Here is a 16,652-nt window from a genome sequence, read left to right as displayed (position 1 = left end):
ATTTTATTTTTTAAACTAGAATTAGATTTGTTTGAAAATAGCTCAGTTTATTATGTAGATCAAGTTCGTGACAATTATGCAATTTTATCAAAAGGTTTAAAAAAATTTTTTGTATGAAAAGGGGATAACAATTTTTCAGTAGGGGAGGTTATTTCTGGAGTAGGGGAGTTAAAAACACTAAGCATTAATCCCAATTTTTGAAGTTTTGATTTTAATAAATATTTGATTGATAAAAATGTAACTTATTCATTAGAAAATTTTAAGAAGACAAATGTTTTATTTAAAGATATTAGATATTTCTTCTATAGTTCTTCAAATGCTAATAATAATTTAGTTAATCTTATGTTATTTCAATTAAAAAGTTCAGATAGTGTTTATCTAAACTTAACAAAATTAAGTTTAGGTTACTTAACAAACATTTCTAGTTTATATTTATATCCATTAGCCTACTTTTTAAATAAAATCTTTAAAAATAAAAAAAGATTTTTATTTTGATCAAAACCTTTTTTTATTTTAATTTTAATATTTTATTGTTACTTAATTGGTATGCCACCAGTTTTATTAAAAGTAGTTTTATTTTTTTTATTAAATTGATTCACTAAAAAATACAAAGTTCAATTTGATAGATTAACTAAATTTTCTATAGTATGAATTGTTATTTTATTCATCAATCCTTTTTATCTTTACAACTTGGGATTTATATATTGTTGTGTTGGACTATTAATTTTAAAAAGATATAATTTAAAAAAAGAAAGCACAAATATTTTAATAAACTTTTTAATAATTAATTTAGTTTTTTTACCACTTAATGTATTTTTTGACTATAAAGTTTTTTGATTAGCACAAATACAAGAAATTATATTGACTCCGATTTTATTTGTAAGTTTCTTTTTAATGTTTTTTTATTACATTCCTTTTTTAAACTATATATTTATTTTTAATTACAATCTGTTAGATTATATTGTAGCTTTTTTTGTTAAATATAATTTAACAACTTTAACGGGTCACATCAGCATCATTTGAGTTATTGTTTATTATCTATGTTTTTATATATTGACTCATTATTGTTTATTTAATAAAAAAATAAAATTTATAATTTATTGTTTGTTAAGTACAAGTTTTGTAGGAATGTACTGTACTAACTCACTTTTAAATTCAATTGATCAATCTATAGAAATGTTAAACGTTGGTAATGGTAACTCATTTATTTTAAATTCGAACCTAAGTACCTTTATTTTTGATGCAGGAGTAGGTACTGGACAAAATAAATCGACATTACCAGACTATCTTCGCTACAAAGGTAAAAATAAGATTAATTATGTTTTTATTTCTCATAATCATGCTGATCATTATAATTCGTTGAATCAATTAAAAGAAGAAGCGAGAATAGATAAAATTTATCAGGACATAAAAGAAGATATGTTAATTGAATTTAAAGACATTAAAATTTATATGTTTAATCAAGCTGGAAATAAAGATGAAAATGATAATTCTCAAATTATTGTTGTTAAATATAAAGATCAAACCTTTTTATTTACAGGAGATGCCACAAAAAAACGTGAGATTGAAATTGTAAGAAATCCTTTGTTTTTAAGTCTTGTAAAAAATGGTGTAGATTTTTATCAAGTAGGTCATCATGGTAGTAAAACATCAACTAGTGATGAATTTGTAAAAACAATTAAACCAAAGGTTTGTTTTATTTCAGGAACAAAAAAAGGGAAGTTAAATTTCCCTGATGTTTCTATAATTAAAACATTAGAAAATAATGGGTGTCAAAATTATGTTACTAACTCAATTCATTCTTATAAGTATAAAATTAGTAGTAAAAAAGTTGTAGAAATAAAAAAAGAATTTATTTAAAAATTCTTTATAGTTATTATTTCATTAATCTAGATTTTTCTCTTGCCGCTTTATTTTGTTTTCAAACAGATTTGCTAACTGATTTATCAATCAAACTAACAGCTGAGTTAATCAATTGTTCTTTATCACTTGCGTTTTCTGCTTTAGCGACCATTGCTTTTTTGATAGCAGTTTTCACTTGACTTCTAAAAGCTTTGTTTCCAAGTCTAGATTTTTCATTTGTTAAAATTCTTTTCTTTTGTGACTTAATATTTGCCATTTCTAAACGATTCCTCCTAAATTGCTCAAATTAATGAATATACATATAAAGTATATAGTAAAAAAAAAGGAAAAAACAATAAAAAATATATTTTTTTTCTAATTTTTAATGATAAAGTATAATAAATAGGTGAAAAAAAACATGTTTTTTATATATTCAGAAGATTTATATTTAATAAATAAACAAATTGAAAAATTAATAAGTAAAATAAACACTAATAATGATTATGAAATTTATAAGTATTCACTAATAGATAATTCTTTAAACGGTATATTTAATCAAATAAATACCTATTCTTTGTTTTTTAATAAAAAAATTATTATCATTAATGATTGTTGGTTTGTAAATGAAACAAAAGTTAGTTTAAATAAAGATTATAATAAAGACATTATAGAAAAAATAATTGCAAATAATAATCCAGATGTTGAAATAATTTTTACTTTAAATAGTGATAAATTTTCAAAAAAATTAAAAATTACAAAAACTATTGAAAGTCAAATGAAAGTTTTAAAACTTGAAAAACCAGATTACAATAAAAAAATTGAATATTTAACTAAAAAACTTAATAATGCAAATATTACATTTGATAATATTGCGCTTAATTATTTTATCGATAATGTTGATGATAATATGTATTTAATAACAAGTGAAATTGACAAACTAATATTGCTTAACAAACATATAAGTATTGATTTGGTAAAAAATAGTATAACAAAATCACTACAATATAATATATTTGAGTTAGCAGAATCATTTATCAAATTAGATCTAAATAGTTTTTTAAAGAATTGATCAAATTATATTGAATTAAACTCAAATATCATTGGTTTTTTAAGTCTTTTAACTAGTCAATTTTGTGTTTTAAGAGATTCAATAATATTAAAAAATCAAAACAAAGATATAAATAATATTGCTTCTATATTAGGTCAAAACCCTTATCGTATAAAAAAACTAATGAGCGAAAATAGAATAAATATAAAGAAAATTAATGATACAATAAAAATGTTATATATATTAGAAAAAAATTTTAAAAATGGACAAGTTGATAATAAAATTATTCCTGAATTAGAATTTATAAAAATGTTTAAAAGAGAGGCAGATTAAAATGGAAGCACAAAGCGTTTATCAAAGTGTTATTACTAGCTTGTTTAACTTAATTAAGGACGAAAAACTAAGAACAAATGTTTTATTCGACTTAGATTTAAGAAAAAAAGTAATAGCAAACATAAACAATTTACTAGCACTTGAGATCGATTATCAAGCTAGTTTTAAGGATGAAAAATATAGTGCAGCTTTTGCAAAAGCTGTTGTTAATATAACAAAAGAAAAAATTAAATTTGAAAAACCAGATCAAAAAGCAATTATTGATTGTTACGCTGATTATTCAGATATGATAACTTTTTGTCTTAATTTATATGGAATTTCTAAAGAAACTTTATCTAACACTTCAATTGAAATCACAACAAAAGAGATTAGTTTAAATTCAAAAGTTAGTGAAGAGATGAAAAAAAAATACGGAGAAACAACTTCAAACAGTGAAACAAAAAAAACTATTGACGGTAAAGAAATTGAAATAGTTGGAGCAACAAGTGACAAACCTAATTTTAATGGTGATTACAATAAAAGTTTTAATCAAAAAGGATTTAATCAAATGGGGGAAGGATTTCCTTTACCACCTTTAAATGATCAAAAATTCTTTCCATTTAAAACAAAGTTAAAAAATGCTTATTGATTTAAAGTGGCATTAGCAAGTTTTTATTCTTTTTCTGGATTAACTTATTTAATCTTAGTAATTTTATTAAATACTAATTCATTTAACTTACCAAAAAGTGCTTCTTCAATAGCTAACAGCACATTTAGTAAACTATATGGTGAAAATGTAGAAACATTATCACTTGCTAAATCTTTACTTTTTGGAATAAGTTATTCACAAAATATTAGTTTTTATCTATTAGCATTTAACTTTCTATTATTATTTTATATATCTTATATAATGATAAAACCACCAGCTACTTATAAAGAACAATTTTGAATTCCTTGATTAAACATATTCTTTGCAGGAGTATTCATATTTGTTAATTTAATAACTTTATATTTAGGAAATGTAATAAGTGTAATTGCTGGAAATGTTTCTTATTTTGATAATTTTGCAGCTGCAATTAAAAACACTGCTGCAAAAAATAATATTTCAGGAATTAGTGACGAAGATATTAGAAGAGTTTATGATGAATTGATTGCTCCTAATTTAAAAGATAATGAATTAAAAGCAATCACTGCATTATTATGATTAAACTTCATTATCTTAATGTTAAGTATCGTTTATATTGTTGTGTTAGTTATATTGAATCCAAAATACGATAGAGAAAAAATTCTATATGCAAATCAAGAGTATCAAAAATTGATGTCAGAAATGATGCAAGGTAGAACTTATGAGATGGATAGAAGTATTTATGAACCTGAAATTAATGTTCAAGAATTTATTAATAAGAAAAATGAAAGAAAAAATAAAAACAAAGAAGATAATGAAAAAGATAACTAAAATTCTCCTTTAAAATAGGAGTTTTTTTTTATTTTGTATAACATAACATTTTTTTATATAATAACTTAAGAAGGTGTTTTTTTTATGAGCTATTATTATCGACATGAATTTCAATTTTCAGATCATGCGATTAAAAGAATTAAACAAAGATTAAATTTATCTGGTAAAGATATTTGAGAACTAAAAGAACAAGTGTTAGATTTAATCGAAAACTCAACAAGATGTTTTGAAACTAGTAAAACAATTTATATTCATACAGGTAAAGGGAACATTTTTTTTGTAATAAACAAAATTAATAAATTAATAATCACAACAACTCCTATTTCAGCTCAAAAAGAACTTGAATTAGTGAGTTATGATAGTTGATAGAAAGGAGTAATAATATGGAAAAATACTCAAATAAAATTCAAAAAAAAGTAAAAAGAAATCTTTTGTTGCCAAGTGATTTTTTAAAAAAGTGAATTAGTACTAGAGATGATGGCAAACAATGCTTTAGATATATTGATTTTTCATCAGATAGTTTAGTTGAAGTTGAAGTTGAAAATGACCCATTAATAAATGTTTTGTTTAGTTGAGATGATAGTTTTGATATAGATAGAATTAATAAACAATATAACCAAATTTCAAAAATAGCAAAAGCTATTTTTGAAAGAAGAGTTGATAAAAAAGATAAAGAGATTAAGTTAACAGGAAAAGAATTACTGTTTATAAAATATTTTTACTTTTTAGTTTCGCTTTTAAATGGTGACTATAAATATCATTATGCTTCTTATGAAAAAACCTTTAGAGTGTTTGACTCTATTAATCAAGAAGCTCCAATTGAAGTACGAAAAAGTATTTTATCAATAATTAGTTATGCTTTATTTGAAATGTATGACTATATATTCACTCCAAGAGTTTTTGAAAGTTTATATGAATACGTAGAAAATTCAGAAATAAATTTTATAAACCAAGAATATCATCGTCAAATTTTTGTCCCAATAAATTCTTTTAAAGATTTTAACTACAAATTTTTAGATGTTTATTTTCATAACATTGTTAATAATACTTTTATAAAAATTTATAAAGTTTCTCCTTTAGATCGTACTAGTTTTATATTAACCAATAAAACAATTGCTAGTTTTATTGATCAAAAAACTAAAATAAATGTATTAAGCACTTTTGTTGTAGATCCAAGATTTGCAATTGGTCTAGTTAATTTAGGACCAGGTAGAGGAGAGTATCGTCCATTATTTAAATATTTAATAAGTGATGATAAATTAGATACTGATTCTATGCCTTCATGTGTTAAACCAGAAATAACAGTAGAAGAAAATGGGATATATCTAAGCGAAGAACAAAAATTTTTATTTAAACCATTTGAATTAACAGATAAACAAGTTAAATTAATTAATGATTGTTTAAGATATCGCGATTTGAAAGCTGATTTTGATCAATTTGCAAAAAATTAAGTTATTTGATTGGTTTTAATCATTTAAATTACTCCAAATTTAGTATATAATTAATTATAATATTTATTTTTGGGGGCTATTAATAATGAAAAGGGTAAAACTTTTAAAAAGAAATTCAAAAGTAAAATTTATGATTGTTTCAATAATTATATTTTCTTTTTTGTATGCTTTATTTGGTGTTTTAGTTTATTATTCACCAATGGTTAATTGAAAAGATGGAGGACAAAAAGCTTCTTTTTCTTCAATTTATACTGCATTTAATAACGATTATGATGATGGTTTAGGCACTTATGAAAAATATAATAGTTTCTTTAATTTTTTGCTTTTTAATCAAACTATTAATTCTTTTACATTTATCCCAACACAATTTACTGTATTTTACTTACCTTTAATAGTTGGCGGAATTTCACTTGTTTTAATGCTAATTAGAAGTTTAATTCACCTTGTAGGTTATAAAAATCAAACTAAAAAGGGGGTAGCAAGAATTGTAAGACCGATAAGAAGTTATCAAATAACAATGATTTGTGTGTGAGTTACATTCACAATATTATTATTAGCAAGTTGTTTAACTTTCATATCTGCTTCATATTTTGTAATTGGTATTGGATGAGAATTTAATACTAGTGGAATTGTTTCTTCAATTATAAATTCTCATGTAAGACAAACTTTAAAGAACTATTTATTAAACACTAATGGTGCTGGTTTTCAAACTATTTATTGACCAAGTTTAGTTTTATTTTATAAAAACTTTGGATACGGCCTTGACGAAAGTGCGTGAATGGTTTGAATTTGAATACTAGTTCCAGCCATTCCTTTCTTATTATTTGGTTTACTTGCTTTTTTTGGAGTAATAGTTGGTGAGTCTTCATGATGAACAATTAATTTAGCTGTTTTAAGGGATATTGACGCAACAACTGGTATGAGCATTGCAAAAGAATACGATTATTCAAAACCTTTAAAAATTAAAAAAGAAAAATCAATTAAAGTTAAAGGTGATATAGTTGAACTTCAAGATGGTAAATTTGATACTTCTCACGCAATTGGATACTATAAATCACTTATAAAATTACTTGAAAAATCAAAAAACACTAATAATTCAATGTTTACAAAAGCTAAAGAAGAACTAACAAGATTAACTAATAAGTCAAATAATATTAATTGATCTAATGTTATTGATAATATTGAAGATGAAATTGATTTATTAACTGGGGTTGAGCAAAAATTTGTTGAGTTAATTGAAAGTGTTATTAATTCAACAAAAATTAATGTGTTTGGAAGATATAAACAAGATGTAATCGATTTAATTAAAGAATATAATCAATATATTGAAGAATGAAAAATATTTGAAGCAGAAAGTGTGATTGAACAAATATTTGCAATTGCATTTAAACGTGAAGAATTATTAGCAAAAGTAGGTTATTGTTTAAGAAGTAGATTAAAAAATAACTTTAAATATATTGATGATGAACTTGAAACTATCAAAAAGCTTGAGGTTGCAAAAATCGATGAAGATTATGAAGAATATCGAAAAATATGTTTGGAAGCAATTGAAAAAATGTCACCAATTAAATCTCAATTTTCAAATTATGCTAAAAAAATTATTTATAATTAATGTAAAATCATTTTAATAAAATGATTTTTTTTATAAAGAGGTGGGTTTGTTGAAATTAATAGGTATATGCGGTTATATAGGTAGTGGCAAAACTACTATGATAAATTATTTAAAAACTAAACCAAACTTTTTTGTTATTGAAGCTGATGAAATAAGTAAGCATGTTTTGTATGAAAAAAATGTATTAAGTTTCTTAAAAACTAACATTCCAGAATGTTTAACAAATAATATTATTGATAAAGATAAATTAAGAAATACCGTATTTAATAATCCTGAAATTAATGATAAATTTGTAGCAATTATGTGACCTTTAATAACTTTAAAAATAAAAGAAATAATTAAAGGAAAAAAGAATAATTATGAAATTATTTTTGTAGAAGCTGCTATGATAAATGGTTTAGATATAAAATTCAATAAAACAATTTTATTAACAAAAAGTGAAAGTCAACGTTTAGATAGTGTAAAAAAAAGAGATAATCGTGAGTTTGAAGAAATAAAATCAATTACTAAGTATCAAAAAGAAAAACTTAAAAATATGGAATTTGATTACACATTAGTAAATAATCATAATAAGACAACTTTTTACAAAAAAATTGATGAATTGATTGAAAAAATTAAATAAAAAACACATTTTTAAAATATGTTTTTTATTCTTTAGTGGTTTTTTTTCTTGGTTTAGGTGAAGATTTAGGTTTAACAATACCAACTTGTTCTAAAGCTTTTTCAACAGCTGATTGAATTAACTCATGAGTTTCTTCATATGTAAACAATTTTTCGCCTTGATTTTTTGATTCTAATAGATCATTATTGCTTTGATTCAATTCTGTATCTTCATTAACTTCAAAAAAATCATCATATTTTTTAACTTCTTTAGTAGAATTATCTTTTTTTTCTCCCGTTTTAGAGCGCTCTGGCACCTTATATTCACACGAAAAATTCTCTTTTTGGTGTTGTTTTGCTTTATCTATAATTTTAGATATTCCACTGGTCTCAGATTGATCGATAGGGGGTATGTGTTCGTTTAACTCACTTGTTGTTTGTGTTCCTCCAGACATTGCTTTTGCTCTTAAAGCAGCCATTCTATCACCGATTTCTGCTTCGCTAATAGTGTTATCTTCATTTATATCATCTTTATTATCTTGTGCAAATTTTGCCTTTTCAGCAGCAACTTTAGCTTTTGCTTTAGCTAATATATCTCCCAAACTACCTGGTGCGTTTTGATGTTTTTTACGTTTCTTAGCTTCCAAAGCAATTTCTTCTTCTGTTTGAGTTCCGTGTAATCTTCTAACTTTAGCACCTAAATCACCTTCAATTTCTATAATTTTTTTTGAAATATCTTGATTATCACATACATGTATTTTCAAGTGAATAGGGCAAAACTTAGGTGAAAATTGGGGCATAAAATTCTCCATTCTAGTGTTCAATTATAGTATTTATTGAGATTATAATACATTAAAATCTTTAATAAGTAAAGCATTTAATAAAGTGTATATTGTGATATACACTTTATTATTTAATCTACTTTAAAAATATTATTACAGTCTAAACATTTAATATTTAGAAGAATACTACTTGTGAATTTAACCATGTAAGTATTTTTATCCCTACTATTACATAAACAATTATATCGATATCTTTTTTTATAATTTGTAGGTGAGTAATTTATTGCATATTTATGTTTAAATTCTAAAACTTTTCAATTAAAATCAAGTTTGTTTTTAATGATATCTCTTAAATAATTAGATAAAGTAGTACGATTAAAACCTTTTCCATGATCATTGGTACCTTTTCCTCTAATAGTTTTTGGCAGTTCTAAACCATATTTTAAAGCTGTATCTCTGAAATTTTTATTATGTCTACCATTATTTTCTACATCTTTAATACTATTTTGAAAATTTCATTGATGTATCATTTCGTGAATTAATACTTCAATAACAGAGTAGGGGTCTCCGTTTAAAGATAAAGTTCATATTGTAATTTGCATCCCACTATCTTCTCAGTTACTAAAAGCTTCAAAATGCCCTTTTGTTAATTTATTTTTAGCTCTAATATTGTCAGCAACATTAATTTTGATTTTTTTTAATGTGTTGTTAAATAATAATATATTGAGTTGATGATGAATTGAACTTAACTCTAAAATAATGTCATCTATTTGTGGACTATTCAAATTATAACCTCCCCTATTTAGTCTTTCTTTTTTGTTTTTCACTTTTCAATGACTTGTTTGTTAGATAGATGGACATCATCATCTTCTAAATACTTGCTTTGCCCTCTATTTTTTTGATTATACTTTATTAGTTTATCACCAGTAAAAATATTTTTATTTCCAAATTTTAACTCAAGATCATAAATTATTTTTTGAATATCATTAAGATTCACTCTTTCATATAAATTAATATCTTCAATTTTTAATTGCTTTTTATCGTTTATATCATCAATCATATTAGCTAATCTCACACCAATTAATAAAATAGGATCACCTGTTCATACATCATAAAAACATTTTTTAGCAACAGAATATACTACTTCGTGTTCGTTAGTAGGAATTTCTAAACTAGATTGATGATTTCTATGTTTTTTATGTTCTTTTTTATTAAAAGTTGTATCTTTATTTTTTTCATATTTTAAAACAATACTTATTGTTTTACCTTTTAAAAATCTTTTTTTTGCACGATCACAAACTTTTAAACTTAATTCATAAATCATTTCTTCAATTTCATCAATATCTGCTGTAGTGTAGTTTAAAGTAAATTCATTTCCGATTGATCTAAATTCATTTTCATCACTTTCAACATTATTATCTCCACCACCATTAGCTCATAAGAATAGTGTTAAACCTCTTTTTCCTAAAATTTTATAAATTTTGTTTACATCACTTTTTGCTAAGTCTTGAATAGTATAAATTTCATTATTATTCAAAATTTCTTCAGTAGCACTACCTACCATAAACATTTCTTTTACAGGCATGGGTCATAAAACTTCTTTAATTTTATCAGGAAGTAGTATTGAAACTCCATTTGGTTTATTAAAATCAACACAAGATTTAGCTAAAAATTTATTAACACTTATTCCTATAGAACAAGTTAATCCTGTTTCTTTATAAATCAAATCTTTTAAAACAGTTGCACAATTTTTTACAGTTTTATATTTTTTTCAAACATGTGTAACATCAATGTAACATTCATCAATCGAAGCAACCTCAATTTTTTTAGAAAAGTTTTTGTAAATTATATCAAAAACCATTTGTGAGTACTTAATATATAATGCAAAATCACTATCAATTTGATAAACATCTTTACAAAGTTCTTCTGCTTTAAAAAGTGGCATACCAGCTTTTATTCCAAAACTTCTTGCCTTGTAACTAGCTGTAGTAATTATAGCTCTTCTATTTGGTGAAGCAACAACAACAACTTTATCTTTTAAATTTGGATTTTGTGCAATATGACAACTTGCATAAAAAGCATCCATATCTAATAAAAAAATTACTTTACTTTTATTCATTTTCTAAATCCTTAAAATATCCTCAACATTCATCAACTAAATTACTTATATAATTTTGATTTATATTATTATTTATATTATTATTTAATTTTTTTATATAGCAAAGATATTCGATATTTTTTTTCTTATTTCCTAATATTGGTGAATAACTAATATCATTAATAAAAAAATTATACTTATTACAATATTCTATAACTCTATTAATGCTTTTTTTATGAACTAACTTTGAATTTATTTTTCCATTTTTTACGTCTTCTTTATCTGACTCAAATTGTGGTTTAATTAAAATTACTCCCTTAACGTTTTCTTCAACAATAGTTTCTAAAGGTTTTAGAATTTTTTCAACAGAGATGAAACTTACATCACAACAAAAAAAATCAATTTTCTTATCAAAAAAACTTTTATCAACATTTCTAAAATTAGTTTTTTCCATAGCTTTAACATTTTTATTAGACCTTAATTTTCAATCTAATTGATTTGTTCCAACATCAACTGCATAAACGAAAGATGCATTAAAGTTTAAACAACAGTCAGTAAAACCACCAGTAGAACTGCCTATATCTAAACAAACTTTATCTTTTAAATCTATGTTTCATTTTGTGATTGCTTTTTCTAATTTTTTACCAGCTCTACTGACATATTCTTTTTCTTCTCTAAGAATTTTTAAAACTATTTTTTCATGATCATACATGGTTCCGGGTTTAGTTATTTTTTCATTATTAACAAGAACTTTTCCATCGATTATATAACTTCTAGCTTTATTTCTATTCTCAAATAAGTTTTTATTAAGCAATATTTGATCTAATCTTTCTTTCATAATTCTCCTATTTTAAACTAAATCAATCTTTAATTTTTTGTTTTTTGATAATAGCTTTTTTAAGTTTTAGTTTCTTATTGTTAAGTCTTTTTATTTCGTTATTAGAATCTATATTTTTATAAATTGTTCCTTCTCGAACAACTAAGTCTCTTATTTTTTTGAAAAGTTCAGATCCATAAGTTTTTTCAAATCCCTTTTTTAAAATTTCTAGTTTTTTCATGTATTTCGAACACGTTATATTCATTGTTTTTGATAATTTTAATTTTGAGTAATTACCATTTATTAATTCTTTTTTTATTTCATTTAGTTGACTTATTCTTTCTTCTTCATCTTTTACAAATATTTCATTACTATCTTTTAAAATATTTTCTTGTAATTTTTTTTCATTTATTTTTTCATCTAAATCATTCGCCCATAAAGATCATTTATTATTTTCAACAACTTTATTATTAAAGTTTTTGTTTTGCATACTTTCTATAAAATTAATAACTTTGTAACAATTATCTAAAACAGTATTTGCTCTTTCGATATTTGTATTAACATTTTCTATGCTATTATCTTCTATTAAAGAATTTTCATAATTACTAATTATCTGTAATATTTTTTTTATAATAATTTTATTATCTTCGTTATTATTTTCATTTGCAATTAATATTTCTTTATTGTTATTATAAAATGTTTTCTCTTTAATATTTTTAATATTAATTGTTTCAAATATTTTTTTTGTATTATTTAATTCTTTTTTTAAGATTATTGTATTATCGAGATTATTTTTTAAAATATAAATAAATTTTTTAATAGTAGTTTTTATTTGTAAATAATTTTCTTGATCTAATAATTCATTAATGGTCAAAATATTTTTTTCTTCTATTATCTTTTTTATATTTATAAATGAATTTAAAAATCCTGTGACTACATCTAAATTACTTAAAGCAACATTTAAATTTTTATTTGCATAATAAAAATTTTTATTAAAAATTTCTTTTAGTAAATCAATATCATTATCCAATTGTTGTTCTGTATTTGTTAACTCTAAACTTGATTCTTGTTTATAAGGATTAGATAAGTTTAAAATATTTTTTGGTATTTCAATTTTATTAGGTTTCTTTTTAACAACAAAAGGTTGCTTTCCTTCTGGAGTTGGAATATCTAGAGTATAATGTTCTGGATAACTTTTATACATAGCTTTATTGAATTGATGTAATTCTCTTACAAGTGTTTCTTCACTTCCAGTTGGAATTATTATTAATCTATTATATTCTTCATATATTTTTTTATCAGCTTTTTCTTTGATATGTAGAATTTTTCTAATTTCATTTAAATTTTCTAAAAAATCTTTGTCTTCTTTAGAAGTTTGCTTATTTAACAAATCATTTATTTCTCTGTCTTTTAATAGCTTTTCTAAAAAATAATTTTTTTCTTTGATTTGTTGCATAAGATTCCTTTCTTTTTTTAAAAATAAATGCATTTAATTGCATTTATTTTTAGTTTTTATTTATAAAATTCAATACAAATTTTGTGTCCAATCCCAACTCTTGAAGCACATCATTTTTTTTTCCATGTCCAATTATTGGATTTTTTATATAAAAATTTTTAACATTAATGTCTTTAAATTCTCTTTTTATTTTATAAGCTAAATTATTGTCATTAATTATTTGCTCATATATAAATAAATTATTCTTTTGATGTTTTGCAATTATAATTTTATCAATATGATTTACATACCTAGCATTAACAAGATTTATATTTAAATTATTGTTTTTTATGGCGTAATAAAATTCTTCTAACTGAGTTCCATATGTAATTAAAGTTTTTTTATTATTTTTATTATAAATTAATTCTATTCACATTTCATTATTATCAAAATCTAAGTCAATATCACAAACATTTGCTTTTTCATAACGAATAAAAAGTAAATTATTGTTATTTGATACTAAATCTTTTATCTTTAAAATATCTTTTTTTAAAAAAGGTTGATATATTAAACTATTATTAAACAGATTTGCTACCCCTACATCATAAATTCCATGGTGACTAACTCCCCCACTGTAATTTAAACCTGCCCTATCGATAAGAAAAGTTATATTTCAATTATTTCTTACAATGTCATGTATTAGTTGATCAAACATTCTCTGAAAAAAAGTTGAATAAACTGATATGTACACTTTTTTATTAAGTTTAGCAAATCCAGATGCCATTAACGCACAAACTTCTTCGTTAATTCCACAATCAAATACATTTTTTGGTCAGTTTGTCTTTAGATTAGAAAAACAACTTGAGTTTAACATAGCAGGACAAATTAAAATAGAATCTTTATCAAATACTTGCTCAATTTGATTAGCTACTAATATTTGATAACTTTTACTAACATCTTCTTTAATGGTATGATTAAAACTTAATTCAAATTTTTTATCATAATTTAAACCTTTAATTGTTTTAATATGAATTATTACGTGATTATCGATACTTGATGCATGTTTTAAAATTTTAAATATTTTTAATAAATCATTACCATTATCACAATATAAATAATTGTATCCCAATGATTCACTATAACTTTTTAAATCTTTAATTTTAATATCATAATTTCCAATAGATTGATCATTATCATTAATAATAGTTATTGTTTTGTTTGGTGATTTAATTAAGTTTAATAGACTTGAAGTTGTATAAGATCCACAAAATGCAGCATCACCAATAATTGAAATAATATTTTTTTTAGCATTTAAAAAAGAATATGCAGAAGCATATGCTAAAGCTGTTCCACTATGACCATTTGAAATTCAATCATATTGACTTTCACTGATTTCTTGAAAATTAGATAAACCTTTAAATTCATATAATTTATCAAATAACTTCAATCGATTAGTTAGCATTTTATAAACATAAGATTGATGACCTGTATCAAATAATATAATTGATTCATCTAAATTAAAAAAACTTAAAAGAGCGACTGTTAGTTCAACTACTCCTAAGTTACTTGCTATATGACCACCTTTTTTATTTAAGGTGTTATTTAAAAATGTTCTTATTTCTTCACATAGTTCATTTAATTCATTTATATTAAAATTATTAAATAAGCTTTTAAAATTTTTTAATTCAGATAATCTCATATATTCCTCAAATTCTTTATTTAAAATCTTCTAACTGATTATTTTCTAAAACTTTTTTTACTTCACCTTCAATTTTTGTTAATTGTTCTTCTGCTTGTTTAATCATTTCGGTTCCTTGTTTATAAAGGACTATTGCTTCTTCCATACTTGTTGAAGGTTCGTTTAATTTATTTGAAATGTTTCTTATAGTTTCTAATGTCTCTTTAAAACTTTTGTTTTCCATATTTTCTCCTTTAAATTATTTTATATTTAAAATTAACTCTCCATCTTTAAAAATAGCTGTTATATCATTGTTATTTTTTACACTCTTAACAGAAAAAATAACTTTTTCATTTTGTTTTAAAATTACAAAACCTTTCTCTAATGGCTTTAGAGGACTTAAAAATAATATTTTTTCTTTTAAGTTTTTTAAATCATTCTTTGTAAATTCTAATCTATTTTCTAATGAATTTCTTAAACTTTTTTGTTTTTGATCAATATCATTTTTAGATATTTTAATTAGTGTACTCATACTTTTATTTATACCTAGATGAAAATTATTTAAAATATCTTTAACTTGCTTAAATTTATTCTTAATATTATTATTTAGATGTTCTTTTTGATTACTTAAATTATTTTTAGTTAAAGAAAGTTTGTAAGAAATAATATCACTAAATTCTTTTCTTTTATTTTCTAATATTTTTAAAAGATTTGCTCTATCAGGTGTAGCGATTTCTCCTGCACCAGTTGGAGTAGATGCTCGTTTATCTGCAACAAGATCTGCTAATGTATTATCAGGTTCATGACCTACAGCAGAAATGATAGGTATTTTAGAGTTATAAATTTCTTTTAAAACTTCCATTTCATTAAAGCTTCACAAGTCTTCATAACTTCCTCCACCTCTACCAACAATTAAGACATCAAGTTTAATACTAAAATTATTTGCTAATCTTATTTTATTAGCAATATCTTTAGCAGCTTGTTCACCTTGAACCATTGCTGGAAATAAATAAATGTTTACAAGCGGATATCTTCTTTTCATTGTAGAAATTAAATCTTCTATTGCAGCTCCGGTTGGAGCTGTTACTATTCCAATATTTTCTGGTTTAGTAGGTATTTGTTTTTTATTTTCTAAAAGTGTTCAACCTAAATTTTCTATCTCTTCTTTTCTTTTCTTATATATAATTGCAAGTTCTCCAACTCCATCAAGTTTAACATCAACAATTGTAAAAGTTATTTTACCTGAAGGTGGATAATAACTTAGAGAACCTAGTGCAATTATTTCGTCACCTTCACTAGGATTAAGATCTATAAACTTTTGAGCATTTGATTTTCAAATAGCACAATCTATTTTTGCATCACTATCTTTAAGTGAAAAATAAATATGTCCAGACTTGTTATAAGTTAAATTTGCAACCTCACCTTTTACAGATACGTTTTTAAAAGCATGATTTGTTTCTAAATAATATTTAATATTTTTATTTAACTCAGATATTTTTAACACAGGTATTGACATATTCA

16 protein-coding genes are annotated in these 16,652 nt (G+C 22.9%); 7 read left to right on the top strand and 9 right to left on the bottom strand.

What is annotated here, in order from left to right:
* The first annotated feature begins 27 nt into the window (after nt 1–27).
* Nucleotides 28–1,860 carry a ComEC/Rec2 family competence protein gene (locus SGLAD_RS02710; RefSeq protein WP_134297509.1) on the top strand — a complete coding sequence of 611 codons (1,833 nt, stop codon included), beginning with the start codon at nt 28–30 and terminating at the stop codon, nt 1,858–1,860.
* A 16-nt stretch (nt 1,861–1,876) separates the two neighbouring features.
* Here the strand turns inward: SGLAD_RS02710 and rpsT are convergent, their stop codons facing one another.
* Nucleotides 1,877–2,119, bottom strand: coding sequence for a 30S ribosomal protein S20 (gene rpsT, locus SGLAD_RS02705; protein WP_134297508.1), 243 nt, complete (start codon nt 2,117–2,119; stop codon nt 1,877–1,879).
* 141 nt (nt 2,120–2,260) lie between these two features.
* On the opposite strand from rpsT, the gene holA reads away from it, so the two are divergent.
* The 6 genes from holA (at nt 2,261) to coaE (ending at nt 8,343) form a co-directional block, all read left to right on the top strand.
* Nucleotides 2,261–3,223, top strand: coding sequence for a DNA polymerase III subunit delta (gene holA / locus SGLAD_RS02700; protein ID WP_134297507.1), 963 nt, complete (start codon nt 2,261–2,263; stop codon nt 3,221–3,223).
* A 1-nt stretch (nt 3,224) separates the two neighbouring features.
* On the top strand, nt 3,225–4,658 hold the full coding sequence (locus tag SGLAD_RS02695; RefSeq protein WP_134297506.1) for a hypothetical protein: 1,434 nt from the start codon (nt 3,225–3,227) through the stop codon (nt 4,656–4,658).
* An 84-nt stretch (nt 4,659–4,742) separates the two neighbouring features.
* Nucleotides 4,743–5,027, top strand: a complete 285-nt coding sequence (locus SGLAD_RS02690; RefSeq protein WP_134297505.1) for a hypothetical protein — start codon at nt 4,743–4,745, stop codon at nt 5,025–5,027.
* Nucleotides 5,028–5,041: 14 nt separating this feature from the next.
* Nucleotides 5,042–6,109, top strand: coding sequence for a hypothetical protein (locus SGLAD_RS02685; protein ID WP_134297504.1), 1,068 nt, complete (start codon nt 5,042–5,044; stop codon nt 6,107–6,109).
* A gap of 85 nt (nt 6,110–6,194) precedes the next feature.
* Nucleotides 6,195–7,721 carry a hypothetical protein gene (locus SGLAD_RS02680; RefSeq protein WP_134297503.1) on the top strand — a complete coding sequence of 509 codons (1,527 nt, stop codon included), beginning with the start codon at nt 6,195–6,197 and terminating at the stop codon, nt 7,719–7,721.
* Between the two features lie 49 nt (nt 7,722–7,770).
* A complete protein-coding gene (gene coaE, locus SGLAD_RS02675) occupies nt 7,771–8,343 on the top strand; it encodes a dephospho-CoA kinase (RefSeq protein ID WP_134297502.1) in 573 nt (190 codons plus the stop codon).
* Nucleotides 8,344–8,368: 25 nt separating this feature from the next.
* On the opposite strand, the gene SGLAD_RS02670 is transcribed toward coaE, so the two are convergent.
* The 8 genes from SGLAD_RS02670 to xseA form a co-directional block, all read right to left on the bottom strand.
* Nucleotides 8,369–9,121, bottom strand: coding sequence for a hypothetical protein (locus tag SGLAD_RS02670; RefSeq protein ID WP_134297501.1), 753 nt, complete (start codon nt 9,119–9,121; stop codon nt 8,369–8,371).
* A gap of 113 nt (nt 9,122–9,234) precedes the next feature.
* Nucleotides 9,235–9,888: a SprT-like domain-containing protein gene (locus SGLAD_RS02665; RefSeq protein WP_134297500.1), complete on the bottom strand. Its 654-nt coding sequence runs from the start codon at nt 9,886–9,888 to the stop codon at nt 9,235–9,237.
* Between the two features lie 17 nt (nt 9,889–9,905).
* Entirely contained in the window at nt 9,906–11,222 is a 1,317-nt protein-coding gene (locus SGLAD_RS02660) for a Y-family DNA polymerase (protein WP_134297499.1), read from the bottom strand.
* The gene (locus SGLAD_RS02655; protein ID WP_134297498.1) at nt 11,215–12,039 is read right to left on the bottom strand and encodes a TlyA family RNA methyltransferase; all 825 of its coding nucleotides are present in this window, start codon (nt 12,037–12,039) and stop codon (nt 11,215–11,217) included. The genes SGLAD_RS02660 and SGLAD_RS02655 overlap by 8 nt, the downstream gene beginning before the upstream one ends.
* A gap of 7 nt (nt 12,040–12,046) precedes the next feature.
* Nucleotides 12,047–13,474 carry a hypothetical protein gene (locus tag SGLAD_RS02650; RefSeq protein WP_134297497.1) on the bottom strand — a complete coding sequence of 476 codons (1,428 nt, stop codon included), beginning with the start codon at nt 13,472–13,474 and terminating at the stop codon, nt 12,047–12,049.
* A 49-nt stretch (nt 13,475–13,523) separates the two neighbouring features.
* A complete protein-coding gene (locus SGLAD_RS02645) occupies nt 13,524–15,152 on the bottom strand; it encodes a 1-deoxy-D-xylulose-5-phosphate synthase N-terminal domain-containing protein (RefSeq protein WP_134297496.1) in 1,629 nt (542 codons plus the stop codon).
* Nucleotides 15,153–15,168: 16 nt separating this feature from the next.
* Nucleotides 15,169–15,375, bottom strand: a complete 207-nt coding sequence (gene xseB / locus SGLAD_RS02640) for an exodeoxyribonuclease VII small subunit (RefSeq protein WP_134297495.1) — start codon at nt 15,373–15,375, stop codon at nt 15,169–15,171.
* 15 nt (nt 15,376–15,390) lie between these two features.
* Nucleotides 15,391–16,647: an exodeoxyribonuclease VII large subunit gene (gene xseA, locus SGLAD_RS02635; protein ID WP_134297494.1), complete on the bottom strand. Its 1,257-nt coding sequence runs from the start codon at nt 16,645–16,647 to the stop codon at nt 15,391–15,393.
* Between the last annotated feature and the right edge of the window lie 5 nt (nt 16,648–16,652).

This window comes from Spiroplasma gladiatoris, assembly GCF_004379335.1.
GTDB classification, from domain to species: Bacteria; Bacillota_I; Bacilli_A; order Mycoplasmatales; family Mycoplasmataceae; genus Spiroplasma_A; species Spiroplasma_A gladiatoris.
This window is presented reverse-complemented; position numbering and strand designations above follow the sequence as displayed.